This is a genomic window from Nocardioides sp. cx-169 (assembly GCF_021083605.1).
In the GTDB taxonomy this organism is placed as follows: Bacteria; Actinomycetota; Actinomycetes; order Propionibacteriales; family Nocardioidaceae; genus Nocardioides.
Window position 1 is genome coordinate 53,503 of sequence record NZ_JAJNRO010000002.1, and the last position, 18,828, is coordinate 72,330.

Genomic DNA, 18,828 nt, shown 5'->3' on the forward strand with positions numbered 1-18,828 from the left:
CTACCAGAACGGCAGGTTCTCCTCCAGCACGTTGCGCAGCTCGTTGACCGCGAGCGCGAGGAACAGCACGGCGCACAACGACATGAAGCCGTTGGAGAGCCAGCCGTTGCGCCACTCTTCGGGCACCGCTGAGTGCGGCAGAGCGCCGGGGCGCCGCTTGTTGAGCAGCACCAGCAGGGTGATCGCGAGGAACGGCATGAACAGCGCCCCCAGGCTGCCGTAGGCCAGGATCAGCCCGACCGGCTCGTCGAGCAGCAGGAGCAGCATCGGCGGGAAGGTCAGCCACAGCATGTACGCGCGGAAGTAGCGGCCGCCGGTGCGGGTGTCGGGGTGCCCCGACGGCAGGTCGCGCAGGTTGCCGACGAAGTCGGCGAACATCAGGCTCACCCCGCTCCACACGCCGATCAGCGACGAGAACGACGAGGCGAAGAACCCGACCAGGAAGACCTTGCCGAAGACCTCGCCGTAGCGGTCGTCGAGCACGTCGGACAGCTGCACCAGCGCCTGGTCGCCGGTCTCGGCGGCGATCCCCGCGGAGTAGTAGAGCTCGGCACCCACGACCAGCATCGCGACGACGAAGATCCCCGTCACGGCGTACGCGACGCCGTTGTCGAGGCGCATGACCCGCATGAAGGCGGGCGTGGCCCAGCCCTTCTCCCGCAGCCAGTAGCCGTAGGCCGCCAGGGTGATCGTGCCGCCGACGCCGCCGGCGATGGCGAGCACGTTGACCACCGAGTCGTCGGGGAAGATCGGCCGCAGCCCGAGGACGATCTCGCCGAGGTTCGGGGTCGTGAGGACCGCGGCGCCCACGACGGTCACGAACATGATCCCGACCAGCACCGCCATGACCTTCTCGAAGGCCGCGTAGGTGCCGAACCACACCAGCACCAGGCCGACCAGCCCGATCGCGATCGCGGTCCAGCGCAGCGACAGGTCGGGGAACAGCGCCACCAGCGGCAGCGCCGAGGACGACATCGCGGTGGCGCCGTAGACCAGGCCCCACACCACGATGTACGGCGCGAAGTACCACGTCGTCCAGCGGCCCAGGCTGCGCCAGCCCTCGAAGATCGTGCGCCCGGTGGCCAGCGAGTAGCGCCCAGCCCCCTCGACCAGCACCACCTTGATGACCGCGCCGAGCACGGCGACCCACAGCAGCGTGTAGCCGAACTTGGAGCCGGCCACGAGCGTGGCGACCAGGTCGGCGGCGCCGACGCCGGTCGCGGCGACCACCAGGCCGGGCCCGACGACCCGCCACTTCGGGGGGCGCCCGGCGGAGTCGGTCTCGACGGGCGCGTCGGAGGCGGTCACGAGACGGTTCCGAGCAGTCGCATCGCGACATCATCACCGACAACGCCGCTCACCGCGAGTGCCTCAGGTGGCGGCCAGCCACTGTGCGAACGTCTGCCGTCCGCGCGGCCCGCCCCCCGAGGAGGTCAGCGCTCCCGCGCGGATCGCCCGTCCCGCACCGCCGGGCACCCGGAGCGGCACCACGCGGCGGCCCAGCCTGCGGGCCCGCGCCACGCGGCGCGAGAGGTCCACCAGGTCGCACCGCTCGGGACCGGCCAGGTCGGGCACGCGGCCCGACGGGCCGGCCTCCGCCAGGTCCACCAGCGCCTCGGCCACCTCGGCCGCGGCCACCGGCTGGGTGAGCATCCGCGGCACCAGCGAGACCGGCCCGAGCCGCATGAAGTCCAGCGACTGCTCCGCGAACTCGTGGAACTGCGTGGCGCGCAGGATGCTCCACGGCACCGCGCCCTCGGCGACGATGTACTCCTGGAACCGCTTGCCCTGGTAGTAGCCCAGCCCGACGTCGTCGATGCCGACGATCGAGAGCACCACGTGGTGCTCCACTCCTGCCCGCTTCTCCGCGGTCAGGAGGGTGCGCGAGACGCTGCCGAAGAAGCTCTCCGCCGCGCTCTGCCGCTGCGAGGCGATGCTGGTGGTGTCGACGACCGCGTCCACGCCCGCGAGACGCTCGGCGAGCCCGCTCCCGGTGGTGAGGTCGACGCCCAGCGACCGGGCGAGCCCCACCACCTCGTGCCCGCGGCCCTGCGCGACGTCGACGACGTGGTGTCCGACGACACCGGTGGCCCCCGCGACCGCGATCCTCATGAGGCCATCCTGGCGCGATGTCGGTGTCGCCCGCCAGACTCGGTCCCATGACGTACGACGAGCAGCTGGCCGCCCGGGTCCGCGAGCTGATGGCCGAGCACGGCCCCGCCGAGGAGAAGGCGATGTTCGGCGGGCTGGCGTTCCTGCTGGAGGGCCACATGGCCGTGTGCGTGAGCCACGACGGGGGCCTGCTGGTCCGCACCGACGGCTCGGAGTCCGAGGAGCTGCTGAGTCAGAAGCACGTCGGTCCCATGGTGATGGGCTCCCAGTCCTCACGCACGTGGCTGCGCATCGACGCGGCCGCGCTCGGCACGGACGTCGAGCTGGCGGCCTGGCTGGCGCGCGGGGTCACGACCGCGCGCGCCCAGCCGCCCAAGCCGGGGGTCAGATCAGGGCGGGCTCGGTCTTCTCGCGCACCTCGTCCTCGGTGACCCCGGGCGCGAGCTCCACAAGCCGCAGGCCCTCGGGCGTCACGTCGAGGACGCCGAGGTCGGTGATGATCCGCTGGACCACGCCACGACCCGTGTAGGGCAGCGAGCACTCCTCGACGATCTTGAAGGACCCGTCGCGCGCGACGTGCTCCATGAGCACGATCACCCGCTTGGCGCCGTGGACCAGGTCCATCGCGCCGCCCATGCCCTTGACCATCTTGCCGGGGATCATCCAGTTGGCGATGTCGCCACCGGCCGAGACCTGCATGGCACCCAGGATCGCGGCGTCGATCTTGCCGCCGCGGATCATGCCGAACGACGTCGCGGAGTCGAAGAAGCTCGCGCCGCGGCGCAAGGTGACGGTCTCCTTGCCGGCGTTGATCAGGTCCGGGTCCTCCTCGCCCTCGACGGGGTAGGCGCCGACGCCGAGGATCCCGTTCTCGGACTGCAGCACCAGCTCGACGTCGTCGTCGACGTAGTTGGGCACCAGCGTCGGCAGCCCGATGCCGAGGTTGACGTAGGAGCCGTCGGTCAGCTCCGAGGCCGCGCGCGCGGCCATCTCCTCGCGGGTCCAGCTCATGCCCTGCTCCTGACCGTGCGCTTCTCGATCCGCTTGTCCGCGGCCTGCTCGGGGGTCAGCGCCACGACGCGCTGCACGAACACGCCGGGCGTGTGCACGTGGTTGGGGTCGATCTCCCCCGGCTCGACGAGCTGCTCGACCTCCGCGATGGTCACCCGCCCGCACATCGCCGCCAGCGGGTTGAAGTTGCGCGCGGAGTCGCGGTAGACGAGGTTGCCGTGCCGGTCGCCCCTCCACGCCCGCACGAGTCCGAAGTCCGCGACGATGGCGTGCTCCAGCACGAACTCCCGCGGTCCTTCGGCGGTCTCGAAGGACTGGGTCTGTTTCGGCGGCGAGGCCACCACGACGTTGCCCGCGTCGTCGTAGCGCCACGGCAGCCCGCCCTCGGCCACCTGCGTGCCCGAGCCGGTCGCGGTGAAGAACGCCGGGATGCCCGATCCGCCGGCGCGCATCCGCTCCGCGAGCGTGCCCTGTGGGGTCAGCTCGACCTCGAGCTCGCCCGAGAGGTACTGCCGCGCGAACTCCTTGTTCTCCCCGACGTAGGAGGAGATCATCCGCCGGATCCGCTTCGCGGCCAGCAGCCTGCCCAAGCCCCAGTCGTCCACGCCGCAGTTGTTCGACACCGCCTCCAGATCGCTCACCTCGGCGGCCAGGAGGGCGTCGATGAGGGTCGAGGGGATGCCGCACAGGCCGAACCCGCCCACGGAGAGGGTCGACCCGGACGGGATGTCGGCGACGGCCTCGGCCGCGGATGCCACCACTTTGTCCATGCGCCGATCCAACGCACCGCAGGCCTCGCCGTCAACGCGCGCCCACCCACCAGACGCAGATCAATCGGAGAGTGGACCCTCAGTTCAGCTACCGTTCATTCAGTGAGCGCTCCCGTTGACGTCCTGGGTCGGGCCGGAGCGCTGCTGCGGGCGGTCTCGGCCCACGAGCCCGCCGGCGCGACGACCTCCGTCCTGGCCCGCGCCAGCGACCTCGCCCGCCCCACGGCCCACCGGCTCCTGACGTCCCTGCTGGCCGAAGGGCTCCTCGAGCGGGACGAGGCGACCGGGCGCTGGCTGCTGGGGCCCGAGCTGTACCTCCTCGGCGCCGCCGCCGCGTCCCGCTACGACGTCACCGCGGTGGCCCAGCCCGTCGTACGCCGCCTGGCCCTCGCTACCGGCGAGAGCGCGTTCTTCTCCGCCCGCCGCGGCGACGAGACGATCTGCCTGGTCCGCGAGGACGGCAGCTTCCCGATCCGCTCCCACGTCCTCTCCGAGGGCACCCGGTTCCCCCTCGGCGTCGCCTCGGCCGGGATGGTCGTGCTGGCCTTCCTCTCCGACCCGGAGATCGAGGAGTACCTCGCGCGCGCCGACCTCGCCGCGCAGTTCGGCGCCGAGCACGCGGCCGACCGGGTGCGGGCGCGGGTCGCGACGACCCGCGGCGACGGCTACGCGGTCAACCCCGGCCTGATCGTCCCGGGCAGCTGGGGCATGGGGGCGGCCGTCTTCGACGACCAGGAGCGGCCGGCCTGGGCGCTGAGCCTGACCGGCATCGAGCAGCGCTTCGCCGAGGACCGCCGCCGCGAGCTCGGCGGCCTGCTGCTCCAGGCCGCGCACGACCTGTCTCGCGCGCTGCGCCGACCGCGCAGGTCCTAGGCTCTTCTCGTGAGCGATTGGCCGAAGGTCCGACTGCACGTCGTCACCGGCAAGGGCGGCACCGGCAAGTCGACGGTGGCCGCCGCCTTGGCGCTGGCCCTGGCCGAGGGCGGGAAGAACGTTCTCCTCTGCGAGGTCGAGGGACGGCAGGGCATCGCCCGGATGTTCGACGTCGACCCACTGCCGCCCGAGGAGCGCCGGCTGACGACCGGCCTGCCCGGGGCCGACGGCACGCCCGGGGTCGTGCACGCGCTCCACATCGACGCGGAGGCGGCGCTCCTGGAGTACCTCTCCCTGTACTACAAGCTCGGCCGCGCGGGCCGGGCGCTGGACCGCTTCGGGGTCATCGAGTTCGCCACCACGATCGCGCCCGGCGTCCGCGACGTGCTGCTCACCGGCAAGGTCTTCGAGGCGGTGCAGCGCAACAGCCGCAACAAGGGCGCCCAGCAGTACGACGCCGTCGTGCTCGACGCCCCGCCGACCGGCCGGATCGTGCAGTTCCTCAACGTCAGCAACGAGCTGGCCGGGCTGGCGAAGGTGGGCCCGATCAAGTCGCAGTCCGACACGATGATGACGCTGTTCCGCTCCCCGCGGACCGCCGTGCACCTGGTCACCGTCCTGGAGGAGATGCCCCTGCAGGAGACCGCCGACGGGATCGCCGAGCTGCGCGCCGCCGAGCTGCCGGTCGGCGGGGTCGTGGTCAACCTGGTGCGCCCACAGGACCTGACGCCCGCCGACCTCGCCCGCACGCGGGCCGGCACCCTCGAGCGCGCCCGGCTCGAGACCGACCTCACGAGCGCCGGGATCGACACCGAGCCGGCGCTGGTCGACGGCCTTCTGGCCGAGGCGCGCGACCACGCCGAGCGCCGCGCCCTCGAGGACTCCCAGCGGGTGATCGTCGACGAGCTCGGCGTGCCGACCTACGAGCTCCCGCGCCTGGCCCAGGGCGTTGACCTCGGCGCGCTCTACGAGCTGGCTGCCGCCCTCCGCGAGCAGGGGATGGCCTAGATGACCAAGACACGCACGCGGGTGGGACCGACGGGCAAGAGCGCGCGGATGCTCGACGTCGACGCGCTGCTGGACGATCCCGGCACCGGCATCATCGTGTGCTGCGGCTCCGGGGGCGTCGGCAAGACCACGACGTCGGCGGCGCTGGCGCTGCGCGCCGCCGAGCGCGGGCGCAAGGTCGTGGTGCTCACGATCGACCCGGCCCGCCGCTTGGCGCAGTCGATGGGCATCGAGGAGCTCGACAACACTCCCCGACCGGTGGCCGCCGTCGACGGCACGGCCGGCGGGCACCTCGACGCGATGATGCTGGACATGAAGCGCACCTTCGACGAGGTGGTCGAGAGCCAGGCCAGCCCGGAGAAGGCGCAGCAGATCCTGCAGAACCCCTTCTACATCGCGCTGTCGAGCTCCTTCGCGGGCACGCAGGAGTACATGGCGATGGAGAAGCTCGGCCAGATCCACAGCACCTCGGTCGCCGACGGCACCTACGACCTGATCGTGGTCGACACCCCGCCCTCGCGCTCCGCGCTGGACTTCCTCGACGCCCCCGAGCGGCTGTCGAGCTTCCTGGACGGCCGCTTCATTCGGCTGATGCTGGCCCCGGCGCGGGGACCGGCCAGGCTGATGTCGGCCGGCCTCGGCATCATCACCAACGCGCTGACCCGGATCCTCGGCGCCCAGGTGCTGCGCGACCTGCAGACCTTCGTCTCGGCGCTCGACACCGTGTTCGGGGGCTTCCGGCAGCGCGCCCAGAGGACCTACGCACTGCTCCAGGCCGAAGGCACGGCGTTCCTGGTGGTCGCCGCGCCGGAGCCGGACGCGCTGCGCGAGGCGGCGTACTTCGTCGAGCGGCTCAGCGAGGACGAGATGCCGTTGGCGGGGCTGATCGTCAACCGGGCGAGCCCGGCGCCGCTCGGCCGGCTCTCCGCCGACGAGGCGATGGCCGCGGCCGAGCGACTGCGTCGACACGACCCGGAGTCGCCGACGGCAGGCATGCTGCGCCTCCACGCCGACCAGAGCCGCCTCGTCGAGCGCGAGGCCCGGCTGCGGCGGCGCTTCCACGCCGCCCACCCCCAGGTCGCGACGGCGGTCGTGCCGGCGCTCGCCGGGGACGTGCACGACCTCGAGGGTCTGCGCCGAATCGGCGAGCTGCTCGCGCAGGGCGAGCAGCCCCCCACGGGCGGCGCCTGAACCCTCCCTCCCGGGGTCGGCTCAGGCGTCGCGTCCGTGGCTCAGACCGAGACCGGCTCCTGGCCGGCGCCCGCGCGGGCGGTCTCGAGGACCGTCCGCCAGGACGCGGCGGGACGGCGGCGCAGCAGCGCCCGGCGCTCGCGCTCGGTCATGCCTCCCCACACACCCCACTCGATCTGGTTGTCCAGGGCCTCAGCCAGGCACTCGGTGCGAACCGGGCACCCCGAGCACAGCTGCTTTGCCTTGTTCTGCTCAGCCCCACGGACGAACAGCTGGTCCGGCGTCGTGCTCCGGCACGCGGCGCGCGGCGCCCAGTCCTCTACCCACATGATGTCCCCACATCTTCTGAGCAAGAGCGGCGTCCCCATGACGCCTCTCCGAGCTCAGCCCATTGGATCCCAAGTTAAGGAACAATGCCGCACGGCGGAAGGTCCTCTCGACCCAACTTGTCTAGTCCTAAATGACTAGTCCGTCTGGGCCATGAGCCCCCTCGGGGCCACCCGGGGGGTCATCCTGGGCGCACCGCGGCGAGGCGGCCCCACGCCCGCTCCTCACGTACGCTGGGCGCCATGTCGCGCCCCCGCTCCGAGCGTCTGCCCTTCGCCAAGGTGTTCTCCCACCTGGGCGTGATGGTGGCCGTGTCCGCCGTACTCGGCGTCGTCGTGGCCGGCCTGGCGATCCCGTTCGCCGCCGTGCTCGGCGTCGCGACCGAGAACGTCGCCGACAGCATGGACCAGCTGCCGCAGGACCTCGAGGCCGGGGCGCTGCCCCAGAAGACCCGGATCGTCGACGCCAAGGGCGAGACCATCGCGACGATCTTCGACGAGAACCGCGTCAACGTCTCGCTCGACCAGGTCTCGCGCACCATGGTCGAGGCGATCGTGGCCATCGAGGACTACCGCTTCTACGAGCACGGCGCGCTCGACCTCAAGGGCACGCTGCGCGCCCTGCTCACCAACTCCGCCTCCTCCAGCACGGTGCAGGGCGGCTCCTCGATCACCCAGCAGCTGGTCAAGCTCACGCTGCTCAGCCAGGCCGACACTCCCGAGGAGAAGAAGGCGGCGGTCGACCGCACCTACGCCCGCAAGCTCCGCGAGCTCCGCTACGCCATCGCGCTCGAGCAGCGCTACAACAAGGACTGGATCCTCGAGCGCTACCTCAACACCGCCTACTTCGGTGACGGCGCGCACGGCATCCAGGCGGCCGCGCGCCACTACTTCAACGTCAACGCCCGCAAGCTCAACCTCAACCAGTCCGCGATCCTGGCCGGCCTGGTCCAGAACCCCACCAAGTTCGACCCGACCAACTCCCCCGACCGGACCAAGGTGCGGCGCGACATCGTGCTGGACCGGATGGCCCAGCTCAACGTCATCAGCCGCAAGCAGGCCGAGAAGACCAAGGAGCGCGGTCTCGCGCTCAAGGTGCGCAAGACGCGCAACGGCTGCGTCTACTCGCGGGCGCCGTTCTTCTGCGACTACGTCCTCAACTACCTGATGCGCGACCGCTCGCTCGGCAAGACCGCCGAGGAGCGCGACCGGCTGCTGAAGTCCGGCGGCCTGACCATCCGCACGACCATCGACCTGCGCTTCCAGGACGCGGCCGACAAGTCGGTCCGCGCGCACGTCTACAAGGAGAACAACGCGATCGGCGCGCTCGCGATGGTCCAGCCGCGCACCGGAGAGGTGAAGGCGATCGCGCAGTCGCGGCCCATGGGCCGCCGCAAGAACGCCGGCGAGTCCTACCTCAACTACGTCGTGCCGTCCCAGTACGGCGACTCCAACGGCTTCCAGGCCGGGTCGACGTTCAAGGCGTTCGTCCTCGCCACCGCGATCCAGCAGGGAATCCCGCTCTCGGAGACCATCTCGTCCCCGCCCCAGGTGTTCTTGAACCAGGGTGACTTCGAGGTGTGCGACGGCCAGAACTACCCCAGCTCGCAGATCTGGGACCCCCAGAACTCCACCGACTCGGGGACCTTCAACCTCTACACCGGCACCCGGCTGTCGGTGAACACGTTCTTCGCCCAGCTCGAGCAGCGCACCGGCCTGTGCGAGCCCTACGAGCTCGCCAAGTCGATGGGCATCCAGCTGACCGACCCCGACCGCGAGCTCGTGCCGACCTTCACCCTCGGGGTCGCCGACGTGAGCCCGCTGGAGATGGCCGAGGCCTACGCGACCTTCGCCGGGCGCGGCCTGCACTGCGACGCCCGACCGGTGACGGCGATCATGGACGCCAACCAGAACGTGCTGAAGAAGTACCCCGCCCGATGCACCCAGGTGATGCCGAGCTCCGTGGCCGACGCCGTCAACGACGTCCTGCGCGGCCTCCTCGAGCCGGGCGGGTTCGGCTACGGCGCCAACATCCAGACCGTGCAGCCGGCGGCCGGCAAGACCGGGACGATCCAGGAGAACCGCGCGGTGTGGTTCATCGGCTACACGCCCAACCTGGCCACGGCCTCGATGATCGCCGGTGCCAACAAGGAGGGACAGCCGATCACGCTCAACGGGCAGACGATCGGCCCGTCGTACGTCTCGGCGGCGTTCGGCTCCACACTCGCCGGCCCGATGTGGGGCGATGCGATGAAGGAGATCGAGCAGTGGCTCGACGACGAGGACTTCGTCCGGCCGAGCAGCACCGACGTGCTCGGCGTCCTGACCGGCATCCCCGACGTCGGTGGGATGAGCGTCGACGACGCCACCCGCGAGCTGGAGGACCTCGGGTTCTCGGTCACCCTCGGCGGGCGCCGACCGTCGGGCTACCCGAGGGACACGGTCGCCTACAGCGAGCCCGGCGCCGGCGCCGAGCTCGCCAGCGGCGACACCGTGGTCATCTACACCTCCACCGGCAAGCCGCCCAGGGGCCGACGCGGCGATCGCTGAGCGGCTCAGCCCAGCTGGCGGCGTACCTCCGCGGCGACCGCGCCACCGTCGGCGCGACCCTTGACCTGCGGGGTGACGACGCCCATGACCTTGCCCATGGCGCGCATCCCCTCACCGGCGGCACCCGTCTGCTCGATGGCCGCGGTGACCAGCGCGGAGATCTCGGCCTCGGTCAGCGCCTCGGGGAGGTAGTCGGCGATCACCGCGGCCTCGGCCTGCTCCTTCGCCGCCATCTCGGCGCGCCCGCCGTCGGCGAAGGCGGTGGCGGCCTCGCGGCGCTTCTTCGCCTCGCTGGACAGCACGCCGATGATGTCGTCGTCGGAGAGCTCGCGGGCCTGCTTGCCGGCCACCTCGGCGTTGGTGATGGCGGTCAGCACCATCCGCAGGGTGGACGAGCGCACCTCGTCACGACCCTTCATGGCGGTGGTGAGATCGGCGCGCAGGCGGTCCTTGAGAGCACTCATGAGGCCATTGTGGCAGCCTGGTCCGATGCCCAGCCTCCCCGTTCTCCCCCGCCTCCTCCCCCGGCTCCTGGGCGCCGGGGCCCTCGCCGGCGCCGGGCTGACGACGTACGCCGCCTGGGAGGCCCGCGCCTACACGCTGCGACGCGTCGAGCTGCCGGTGCTGCCGGCCGGCCAGCGCCCGCTGCGCGTGCTGCACCTCAGCGACATCCACATGACGCCGGGCCAGGCCCGCAAGCAGGAGTGGCTGCGCGGCCTCGCCGAGCTGGAGCCGGACCTGGTCGTCGACACCGGCGACAACCTGGCCCACCGCGACTCCGTGCCGGTCGTGCGCGACGCCCTGGGTCGGCTGCTCGACGTCCCCGGGGTCTTCGTCCACGGCTCCAACGACTACTACGAGCCGTCCCTCCGCAACCCGTTGCGCTACCTGATGCCCGACGACGGGAAGCGGCACACCGACGTCGCCCAGCTGCCCTGGCCGCTGCTCACCCGCACGCTGTCCGACGCCGGCTGGCGGGACCTGACCAACCGCAAGGACTCCGTCACGGTGGGCGAGACGACCTTCGCGTTCGCCGGCGTCGACGACCCGCACCTCGGCTACGACCGGCTGGACCTCGTCGCCGGTCCGGCCGACCCGACCGCCGACGTGCGGCTCGGCATCGCCCATGCGCCGTACCTGCGGGTCCTGGACCAGTACGCCGCCGACGGCTACGACGCGATCCTCGCCGGCCACACCCACGGCGGCCAGGTGTGCCTGCCCGGTGGGCGGGCCCTGACCACCAACTGCGACCTCGAGCCGGCCCGCGCCCGCGGCCTGCACCGCCACCCCGCCGACTCCAGGCCCGGCGACCCGGGCTCCGCGTGGCTGCACGTCTGCGCCGGCCTGGGCACCAGCCCCTACGCGCGGATCCGGGTCGCCTGCCGGCCCGAGGCCACCCTCCTGACGCTGGTCGCTCGCCCCTGACCCGCACGCCCTACCGATTACGAACAGCGCTGGGCGCTCCGGTATGCTCCCGTGCTTGTGGGCTCACCTCCCTTCACGGGGAACGAGCCCATGATCGGGCTGTGGCGCAGCTTGGTAGCGCGCCTCGTTCGGGACGAGGAGGCCGCAGGTTCAAATCCTGTCAGCCCGACCAGATGAACGACAGAACCCCGGACCTGATGAGGTCCGGGGTTCTGCCCGTTCTGGACGGTCGGCGGTGGCACACTGCCCGGCATGGCAGACGAGGACCAGCAGGACGCCGCCGCGAAGCTCGAGCCGCCCCGGCTCTTCGGGCGCAAGAGGCGCCCCAAGACGCCTGCCCCTGTCCCCCAGGACGCCACCCCGGAGCCGACGCCGGACCCGGACCCGGACCCGGTGCCCGCGACGCGGATGCCGGACCCCGAGCCGGCGCCGGAGCCGGAGCCCGCCGACGTCGAGACGACCCAGATCATCGAGGCGGACCAGCCGACCGAGGTCGCGCTCGAGCCGGCCGACGAGGCCGAGCCGGACGAGGACGAGCCGACCCGTGTCGTCCAGCCCGATCCCGTGCCTCCGGGCGAGAGCGCTCCGCCGTTGTTCGCCGACGAGGTGGAGGACGAGCCGGCCGTCGAGGCCGAGCCGGCCGCCGTCGTACCGCAGACGAAGGCCGAGGCGCCCGAGCCCGCCAAGGAGCCGAGGGCACCGCGCGAGCCGCTGTCCGGCCGCGCCGCCACGGCCCTCACGGGCGTCGTGGTGGGGCTGGTGCTCGTGGGCGGAACCTACGGGGCGCTGCAGGGCTGCGAGGCGGTCCAAGGCACGTCGTCCTGCGGCCGCGCGGGCTTCCCGCTGCTCGCCCTCATCTTCGTCGCGGCGATCGCCGTCGGGGCGCTCCTACTCGGCCGGTTCGCGGTCCCCGACCCCACCAGCACCAGCTTCCTCGCCACCGGCATGACCAGCGTCGTGGCGCTGCTCTTCCTCATCGACGTGCTCGACCACTGGTCGATGCTCCTGGTCATCCCCCTCGTCAGCGTGGCCACCCACCTGCTCTCCCACTGGGTCACCGCCACCTTCATCGAGCCCACCGCAGACTGACGGGTCAGCGTCGGGCGAGGAGCTCCGCGATCTGGACGGTGTTGAGGGCGGCGCCCTTGCGCAGGTTGTCGTTGGAGATGAACAGGGCGAGGCCGCGGTTGTCGGGGACGCCGGGGTCCTGCCGCAGGCGACCGACGTACGACGGGTCCTTGCCGGCAGCCTGGAGCGGGGTGGGTACGTCGGACAGCTCGACGCCCGGCGCCGAGGCGAGGAGCTCGCGGGCGCGCTGGGGCGTCATGGACGAGGAGAACTCGGCGTTGATGGCCAGCGAGTGGCCGGTGAAGACCGGCACCCGCACGCAGATCCCGGAGACCAGCAGGTCGGGCAGGCCCAGGATCTTGCGGGACTCGTTGCGGAGCTTCTGCTCCTCATCGGTCTCGCCGAGGCCGTCGTCGACGATCGAGCCGGCCATGGGCAGCACGTTGTAGGCGATCGTGCGCACGTACTTGTCCGGGTCGGGGAACGTCACGGCCTCGCCGTCGTAAGCGAGCTCGCGCGCCTTGTCGCCTGCGGCTGCGACCTGACCGGCCAGCTCCTCGACGCCGGCGACGCCCGAGCCGGAGACGGCCTGGTAGGTCGACGCGATCAGCCGCACCAGCCCGGCCTCGTCGTGGAGGGGCTTGAGCACCGGCATCGCGGCCATCGTCGTGCAGTTGGGGTTGGCGATGATGCCCTTGCGGGCCTGGTCGATGTCCTGAGGGTTGACCTCGGAGACGACCAGCGGGACGTCGGGGTCCATGCGGAACGCCGAGGAGTTGTCGACGACGATCACGCCGGCGGCCGCGAACGCTGGGGCCAGTGCGCGCGACGTGGTCGCGCCAGCGGAGAAGAGCGCGATGTCCAGGCCGCTCGGATCCGCGGTGGCGGCGTCCTCGACGGTGATCTCGCGTCCGGCGTACGGCAGCACCGTGCCGGCCGAGCGCGCTGAGGCGAAGAAGCGGACCTCGTCGGCGGGGAAGTCCCGCTCCTCGAGGATCTGGCGCATCGCGACGCCGACCTGCCCGGTCGCGCCGACGATGCCGAGTCGGACACCCATGACTACCTCCCGGTCCCGCCGTAGACGACGGCCTCGACCTCGGTGGCGTCCAGCTCGAACGCCGTGTGCGTGGCGCGGACGGCCTCGTCGACCTGGGCCTCGTCGACGATCACCGAGATCCGGATCTCGGAGGTGGAGATCATCTCGATGTTGACGCCGGCCGATGCCAGCGAGGCGAAGAACTTCGCCGTGATCCCGGGGTGCGAGCGCATCCCGGCTCCGATCAGCGACACCTTGCCGACCTGGTCGTCGTAGAGGAGCTTCTCGTAGCCGACCTCGTCCTGGATGCCGGCCAGCGCGCTCATCGCCTGTTGGCCGTCGGTGCGCGGCAGCGTGAAGGAGATGTCGGTCAGGCCGGTCGCGGCGGCGGAGACGTTCTGCACGACCATGTCGATGTTGACCTCGCTCGCGGCGAGCGCCTCGAAGATCCGGGCCGCCTCGCCGACCTTGTCGGGAACGCCGACGACGGTGATCTTGGCCTCGCTGCGGTCGTGGGCCACGCCCGCGATGATCGCCTGCTCCATGGCTTCTTCTTCTCCTGGTTGGCTGGGGGTGATCCAGGTCCCCTCCTTGTGCGAGAAGGAGGACCGGACGTGGACCGGCATGTCGTAGCGGCGGGCGTACTCGACGCACCGCAGGTGCAGGATCTTGGCGCCGGACGCAGCCATCTCCAGCATCTCCTCGTAGGAGACGCGCTCGAGGCGACGCGCGGTCGGGACGATCCGCGGGTCGGCGGTGAAGACGCCGTCGACGTCGGTGTAGATCTCGCAGTACGCCGCGCCGAGCGCGGCGGCCAGGGCGACGGCCGTGGTGTCGGTGCCGCCGCGGCCGAGGGTGGTGATCTCCTTGGTGTCCTGGCTGACGCCCTGGAAGCCGGCGACGATCACGATGTGACCGTCGGCGATGGCCGCGGAGATGCGCCCCGGCGTGACGTCGATGATCTTGGCCCGGCCGTGCGCGGAGTCGGTGATGACGCCGGCCTGGGACCCGGTGAAGGAGCGCGCGGTGAACCCGAGGTCGGAGATCGCCATCGCGACGAGCGCCATCGAGATCCGCTCGCCGGCGGTCAGCAGCATGTCCAGCTCGCGGGCCGGCGGCAGCGGGCTCACTCCCTCGGCCAGCTCCAGGAGCTCGTCAGTCGAGTCGCCCATCGCCGAGACGGCCACCACGACGTCGTGGCCGGCCTTCTTGGACTCGACGATGCGACGCGCGACCTCCTTGATGCGGCCGGCGTCGGCCAAGGACGAACCGCCGTACTTCTGCACGACAATGCCCAACGGGCTCACTCCTGCGATCGGGGAAGGACAACCCGATCCTACCGAGTGCCGGGGCTCAGACCGGGTCGACGTCCAAGACCGCCTCGGCAGCCACGATCTGCTCGATCTCGGCGTCATTGTCGACGTCGAGCCGGTCGTGCGAGACGACCGAGAGCAGCGCGTTGAGCGCCGCGCCGGCGAGGTTGCCCCACGAGGCGACGTAGGAGAACTGCCACCACCACAGCGCCTCCGCGATGTCGCCGGAGCGGTAGTGCCGCAGGCCGTTCTCGAGGTCACTGGCGATCTGCGTCAGGTCGTCGGAGAGCTGGCTCTCCACGACGTCCGGCACGTAGGGGTCGAAGACGAAGCTGTAGGTGTCGACGTTGCCGAGCAGCTCGGCCAGCCGCAGCCGCATGGCGTCGAGGTCGGCCTCGGGCCCGACGTCGGGCTGGTAGTCGGCCGTCGGGGTGAAGTCCTGCTGCGCGCCCAGCCGGGCGCCGGCCAGCAGGACCTGGCTGATCTCGAGGAGCAGCAGGGAGATCGCCTGCCCCGAGGTGGCCTCCCGGCTGATGGCGCGCAGCGCGAGCAGAAAGCTCTCGACGCTGTCGGCGATCTGCTGGGCGAAGTCCTCGGTGTCGTCCATGGTCGTGTCGCTCATTGTGCTGCCCGTCTTCCTACGAATGCTCGTCCCAGGGTGATCTCGTCGGCGTACTCCAGGTCGCCGCCCACCGGCAGTCCACTCGCCAGCCGCGTCACCTGCAGGCCCATCGGACTCAGCAGGCGGGTGAGGTAGGTCGCGGTTGCCTCGCCCTCGAGGTTGGGGTCGGTGGCCAGGATCACCTCGGTGACCACCCCGTCGTTGAGCCGCGGCATCAGCTCCTTGATGCGGAGCTGGTCGGGCCCGATGCCGTCGATCGGCGAGATCGCCCCGCCGAGTACGTGGTAACGGCCGCGGAACTCACGGGTGCGCTCGATCGCGACCACGTCCTTGTACTCCTCGACCACGCACAGCACCGACGCGTCGCGCCGCGGGTCGCGGCAGATCCGGCACTGCTCGTCCTCGGAGACGTTGAAGCACACCGAGCAGAACCGCACCTTCGCCTTGACCTCCAAGAGCACGTCGGCCAGGCGGCGTACGTCGGTCGGCTCGGCCTGCAGCAGGTGGAACGCGATCCGCTGGGCGCTCTTGGGACCGATCCCCGGCAGCCGACCGAGCTCGTCGATCAGGTCTTGGACGACACCTTCGTACAAGGCCGCTCAGAACCCGAGCTGTCCCGAGGACGGCATACCCGGAAGGCCGCCACCCTCGGCGAGCGGTCCGAGGGCCTCGGCGGCCAGCGCGTCCACCTGCGACTTGGCGTCGCGGTAGGCGGCGACGATCATGTCGCCGAGGTCCGTCAGGTCGTCGGCGTCGCTGCCGTCGAACCCGCCGGCCTTGATCTCGACACCGACGAGCTCGCCGACGCCGCTGACCTTGACGGTCACGGCACCGCCGGCGACGGTGCCGTCGACGACCGTGTCGGCGAGGCGCTGCTGGGCGGACTGGAGCTGCTCCTGCATCTGCTGGGCCTGCTGGAGGAGGGCGTTCATGTCGAAGCCGCCGCCCCCCAGCGCGTCGAAGGGGTTCTGGGTCATCGGGTCACCTCATGGCTAGGGGAACGGTCGGTGGGAGGGATGAAGGTCATGAGTGGGGAATCTCCTCGATCACCTGGGCGCCGAGCTCGCGCGCCAGCAGTTCGGCGCCCCCGAGCTCGTCGTGGTCGGCGTCGAGGTCGTCGGGACGGGCGTCCGCGTCGGCCTCCGCGAGGTTCGACCCGAGGTCGGCCTCCCCGCCGGCGGGCCTGGTGGACTTGATGGCCTCCCGGGCCGCGTTGACCGCCTCGGGCCCGGGCCGTGCCGGCGCGGCCTCGTCGTCGCTCACCCAGGCCGGCGGTGCCTCCACCTCGTCGCGGGCCACCGGCGGGTCCGGGCGCACCGGCTCGGGCGCGGCCGGGACGGCGGCGGGCGGCGGCGCGGCGTCGGCACTGGCCCCGGGGTCGACGATCGTCTCGACCTTCCAGTCGGCGCCGACCACGTCGATGGCGGCCTGGCGGACGATCTCCGCGCTGCCGCCGTTGTCGAACGACTCGCGGGCCCCGGCGTTGGAGAAGCCCAGCGTCAGGGTGCGGGCGTCGACGGCCACCACCTGCGCGTGCTGGGTCAGGTGGATCCAGGTGACCCGCCGGCGCTGCTTGGTGGCCTCGACGATGTCGGGCCACAGCCGGCGTACGTCGACCAGGGAGAGCGTGCTCGAGCCGACCGTGGCCGCCTCGGGCTCGGGCGCAGCCACCGTCGGCGCGGTCCGCGCGAGCGGGGCCACCGGCTCGGGAGCCGCGGGTGGGCGCTCCGGGAACACCTCGACCCGTCGGGCCGGTGCCGGCGACGTGGCTGTCACCGGGACCGGAGCGGGCCCAGGGGCGGGCTCCGCCGCCGGGGGCGCTGGGGGTGCCGGCGCCGGCTCGCGGGGGGCCGGGCGCGCCTGGGCAGGGCGGTCCTGGGCGGGGGCCGGCGGCGCCGCGGCCTCGACGGACGGCGTGCCGCTGATGGCCGCACGGCGCTCGAGCCGGTCGAGGCGGGCCAGGACGCCGTCGGTGGAGTGGTCGGCCCCGGGCAGCAGGACCCGGGCGCAGATGAGCTCGAGCAGCAGCCGCGGTGCGGTGGCCCCGCGCATCTCGGTCAGCCCGGTCGCCACCAGGTCGGCCGCGCGCGTCAGCTCGGCGGCGCCGAAGCGCGCCGCCTGCGCGACCAGGCGCTCGCCCTGGTCCTCGGAGACGTCGATCAGGCCGCTCGCGGGGGCGTCGGGCACCGCCGAGACGATGACCAGGTCGCGCAGCCGGCGCAGCAGGTCCTCGGTGAACCGGCGCGGGTCCTGCCCGGTCTCGATCACCTTGTCGACCACCCCGAACACCGCCGACCCGTCGCCGGCGGCGAAGGCGTCGACCACCTCGTCCAGGAGCGTGTCCGGCGTGTAGCCGAGCAGCCCGCTGGCCAGCGCGTAGGTCACGCCCTGCTCGCCCGCCCCGCCCAGCAGCTGGTCGAGCACGGACAGGGTGTCGCGCGCGGAGCCGGCACCGGCGCGCACGACCAGCGGAAGGGCGGCCGGCTCGATGCTGACGTCCTCCTGGGCGCAGAGCTCGAGGAGGTACGACGACAGCAGCCGGGGCGGGATCAGCCGGAACGGGTAGTGGTGCGTGCGCGAGCGGATCGTCGGGATCACCTTGTCGGGCTCGGTGGTCGCGAAGATGAACCGCAGGTGCGGTGGCGGCTCCTCCACCAGCTTGAGCAGGGCGTTGAAGCCCTGCGTCGTCACCATGTGGGCCTCGTCGATGATGTAGACCTTGTAGCGGCTGCGCACCGGCGCGAAGAACGCCTTCTCCCGCAGGTCGCGGGCGTCGTCGACGCCGCCGTGGGAGGCGGCGTCGATCTCGATGACGTCGATCGAGCCCGGGCCGCCGCGCGCGAGGTCACGGCAGCTGTCGCACTCGCCGCACGGGTCGGCGACGGGCGCCAGCTCGCAGTTGAGCGCCCGGGCCAGGATGCGCGCCGAGGTGGTCTTGCCGCAGCCGCGCGGACCGGAGAACAGGTAGGCGTGGTTGACCCGGTTGTTGGCCAGCGCCGCCCGCAACGGCTCGGTCACGTGCTCCTGCCCGATGACCTCCTGGAAGGTCTCGGGGCGGTAGCGGCGGTACAGCGCCAGGGGGGACTCCACCTCTGAACCCTAACCACCGGGTCCGACAGCGGGTAGGTGGGCGGCGGCGAGCGGTGGGCCCGAACCTCTGGCGGGGCGGGTGCCGCATTGTGTCCACACCACGACTCAGGTTTCGAGACGGGTCGCAAGCTCGGACGTCGGGGCGTGAAAAGGCCCCCCGTGCACCCGGAAGAGCCCGCCGACCCTTGCTGCCTTCCGGCCCTGGGGGAGTTGAGCGAGATACCGCCGCACGGGGGGTTGCCCCGAGTCTAGGCGATCGTCCGTGGGCCGTGGACCGGGACCCCGGCCGGGCGGATTTCTCCGCCCGTCGCGCCCCCGGTAGGGTCTCCGGCGGAGGATTCGCCTAGTGGCCTATGGCGCTCGCTTGGAAAGCGGGTTGGGTTAATAGCCCTCAGGGGTTCGAATCCCCTATCCTCCGCCAGCCGAACGGCGC

At 71.9% G+C, this 18,828-nt stretch carries 19 protein-coding genes, 2 tRNA genes and 1 other RNA gene; 9 read left to right on the forward strand and 13 right to left on the reverse strand.

The genetic code is table 11. From position 1 onward, the window contains the following. Positions 1 to 1,308 (reverse strand): Nramp family divalent metal transporter, encoded by a 1,308-nt coding sequence (locus LRP67_RS01435; RefSeq protein ID WP_231268351.1) that lies wholly within the window; start codon positions 1,306 to 1,308, stop codon positions 1 to 3. 63 nt (positions 1,309 to 1,371) lie between these two features. Beyond that, positions 1,372 to 2,112: an SDR family oxidoreductase gene (locus LRP67_RS01440; protein WP_231268352.1), complete on the reverse strand. Its 741-nt coding sequence runs from the start codon at positions 2,110 to 2,112 to the stop codon at positions 1,372 to 1,374. A gap of 47 nt (positions 2,113 to 2,159) precedes the next feature. On the opposite strand from LRP67_RS01440, the gene LRP67_RS01445 reads away from it, so the two are divergent. After that, a complete protein-coding gene (locus LRP67_RS01445) occupies positions 2,160 to 2,543 on the forward strand; it encodes a TfoX/Sxy family protein (protein ID WP_231268353.1) in 384 nt (127 codons plus the stop codon). Here the strand turns inward: LRP67_RS01445 and LRP67_RS01450 are convergent. Together LRP67_RS01450 and LRP67_RS01455 are read right to left on the reverse strand one after the other, a co-directional pair. Next, entirely contained in the window at positions 2,497 to 3,123 is a 627-nt protein-coding gene (locus LRP67_RS01450; RefSeq protein ID WP_231268355.1) for a CoA transferase subunit B, read from the reverse strand. The genes LRP67_RS01445 and LRP67_RS01450 overlap by 47 nt on opposite strands. Next, positions 3,120 to 3,893 (reverse strand): CoA transferase subunit A, encoded by a 774-nt coding sequence (locus LRP67_RS01455; protein ID WP_231268356.1) that lies wholly within the window; start codon positions 3,891 to 3,893, stop codon positions 3,120 to 3,122. The genes LRP67_RS01450 and LRP67_RS01455 overlap by 4 nt, the downstream gene beginning before the upstream one ends. A 102-nt stretch (positions 3,894 to 3,995) precedes the next feature. Here LRP67_RS01455 and LRP67_RS01460 point away from each other — a divergent pair, with 102 nt between their 5' ends. Genes LRP67_RS01460 through LRP67_RS01470 form a run of 3 tightly spaced genes read left to right on the forward strand, consistent with a single transcriptional unit; the run spans position 3,996 to position 6,965 of the window. Continuing rightward, complete coding sequence (locus LRP67_RS01460; RefSeq protein WP_231268358.1) at positions 3,996 to 4,766, forward strand: IclR family transcriptional regulator; 771 nt, start codon at positions 3,996 to 3,998, stop codon at positions 4,764 to 4,766. A gap of 9 nt (positions 4,767 to 4,775) precedes the next feature. Continuing rightward, positions 4,776 to 5,774 (forward strand): ArsA-related P-loop ATPase, encoded by a 999-nt coding sequence (locus LRP67_RS01465; RefSeq protein ID WP_231268360.1) that lies wholly within the window; start codon positions 4,776 to 4,778, stop codon positions 5,772 to 5,774. Further along, positions 5,775 to 6,965 carry an ArsA family ATPase gene (locus LRP67_RS01470; RefSeq protein WP_231268362.1) on the forward strand — a complete coding sequence of 397 codons (1,191 nt, stop codon included), beginning with the start codon at positions 5,775 to 5,777 and terminating at the stop codon, positions 6,963 to 6,965. 41 nt (positions 6,966 to 7,006) lie between these two features. Here the strand turns inward: LRP67_RS01470 and LRP67_RS01475 are convergent, their stop codons facing one another. Next, positions 7,007 to 7,294: a WhiB family transcriptional regulator gene (locus LRP67_RS01475; RefSeq protein WP_231268363.1), complete on the reverse strand. Its 288-nt coding sequence runs from the start codon at positions 7,292 to 7,294 to the stop codon at positions 7,007 to 7,009. A gap of 240 nt (positions 7,295 to 7,534) precedes the next feature. Between LRP67_RS01475 and LRP67_RS01480 the strand changes: the two genes are divergently transcribed. Further along, entirely contained in the window at positions 7,535 to 9,841 is a 2,307-nt protein-coding gene (locus LRP67_RS01480) for a transglycosylase domain-containing protein (RefSeq protein WP_231268364.1), read from the forward strand. Between the two features lie 5 nt (positions 9,842 to 9,846). Here the strand turns inward: LRP67_RS01480 and LRP67_RS01485 are convergent, their stop codons facing one another. After that, positions 9,847 to 10,305: a GatB/YqeY domain-containing protein gene (locus LRP67_RS01485; RefSeq protein WP_231268365.1), complete on the reverse strand. Its 459-nt coding sequence runs from the start codon at positions 10,303 to 10,305 to the stop codon at positions 9,847 to 9,849. A gap of 25 nt (positions 10,306 to 10,330) precedes the next feature. Between LRP67_RS01485 and LRP67_RS01490 the strand changes: the two genes are divergently transcribed. The 3 genes from LRP67_RS01490 to LRP67_RS01500 all read left to right on the forward strand — a co-directional run bounded on the left by LRP67_RS01490 (position 10,331) and on the right by LRP67_RS01500 (position 12,355). Continuing rightward, positions 10,331 to 11,266, forward strand: coding sequence for a metallophosphoesterase (locus LRP67_RS01490; RefSeq protein WP_231268366.1), 936 nt, complete (start codon positions 10,331 to 10,333; stop codon positions 11,264 to 11,266). A gap of 95 nt (positions 11,267 to 11,361) precedes the next feature. Then, a tRNA-Pro gene (locus LRP67_RS01495) sits at positions 11,362 to 11,438 on the forward strand. An 80-nt stretch (positions 11,439 to 11,518) separates the two neighbouring features. Further along, entirely contained in the window at positions 11,519 to 12,355 is an 837-nt protein-coding gene (locus LRP67_RS01500; RefSeq protein ID WP_231268367.1) for a hypothetical protein, read from the forward strand. A gap of 4 nt (positions 12,356 to 12,359) precedes the next feature. On the opposite strand, the gene LRP67_RS01505 is transcribed toward LRP67_RS01500, so the two are convergent. The 7 genes from LRP67_RS01505 to ffs all read right to left on the reverse strand — a co-directional run bounded on the left by LRP67_RS01505 (position 12,360) and on the right by ffs (position 18,634). Continuing rightward, complete coding sequence (locus LRP67_RS01505; protein ID WP_231268368.1) at positions 12,360 to 13,391, reverse strand: aspartate-semialdehyde dehydrogenase; 1,032 nt, start codon at positions 13,389 to 13,391, stop codon at positions 12,360 to 12,362. Between the two features lie 2 nt (positions 13,392 to 13,393). Continuing rightward, positions 13,394 to 14,668 carry an aspartate kinase gene (locus LRP67_RS01510; RefSeq protein WP_231268369.1) on the reverse strand — a complete coding sequence of 425 codons (1,275 nt, stop codon included), beginning with the start codon at positions 14,666 to 14,668 and terminating at the stop codon, positions 13,394 to 13,396. 55 nt (positions 14,669 to 14,723) lie between these two features. Continuing rightward, positions 14,724 to 15,305: a DUF5063 domain-containing protein gene (locus tag LRP67_RS01515; RefSeq protein WP_231240941.1), complete on the reverse strand. Its 582-nt coding sequence runs from the start codon at positions 15,303 to 15,305 to the stop codon at positions 14,724 to 14,726. Further along, positions 15,302 to 15,898 carry a recombination mediator RecR gene (gene recR, locus LRP67_RS01520; RefSeq protein WP_231268371.1) on the reverse strand — a complete coding sequence of 199 codons (597 nt, stop codon included), beginning with the start codon at positions 15,896 to 15,898 and terminating at the stop codon, positions 15,302 to 15,304. The genes LRP67_RS01515 and recR overlap by 4 nt, the downstream gene beginning before the upstream one ends. A 6-nt stretch (positions 15,899 to 15,904) precedes the next feature. Continuing rightward, entirely contained in the window at positions 15,905 to 16,282 is a 378-nt protein-coding gene (locus LRP67_RS01525; protein ID WP_231240943.1) for a YbaB/EbfC family nucleoid-associated protein, read from the reverse strand. Positions 16,283 to 16,328: 46 nt separating this feature from the next. Continuing rightward, positions 16,329 to 18,395 carry a DNA polymerase III subunit gamma and tau gene (locus LRP67_RS01530; protein WP_231268373.1) on the reverse strand — a complete coding sequence of 689 codons (2,067 nt, stop codon included), beginning with the start codon at positions 18,393 to 18,395 and terminating at the stop codon, positions 16,329 to 16,331. A gap of 148 nt (positions 18,396 to 18,543) precedes the next feature. Beyond that, positions 18,544 to 18,634: signal recognition particle sRNA small type (ffs, locus tag LRP67_RS01535), an RNA gene on the reverse strand. Between the two features lie 93 nt (positions 18,635 to 18,727). Between ffs and LRP67_RS01540 the strand changes: the two genes are divergently transcribed. After that, positions 18,728 to 18,816, forward strand: a tRNA-Ser gene (locus LRP67_RS01540). The last annotated feature ends 12 nt before the right edge of the window (positions 18,817 to 18,828 follow it).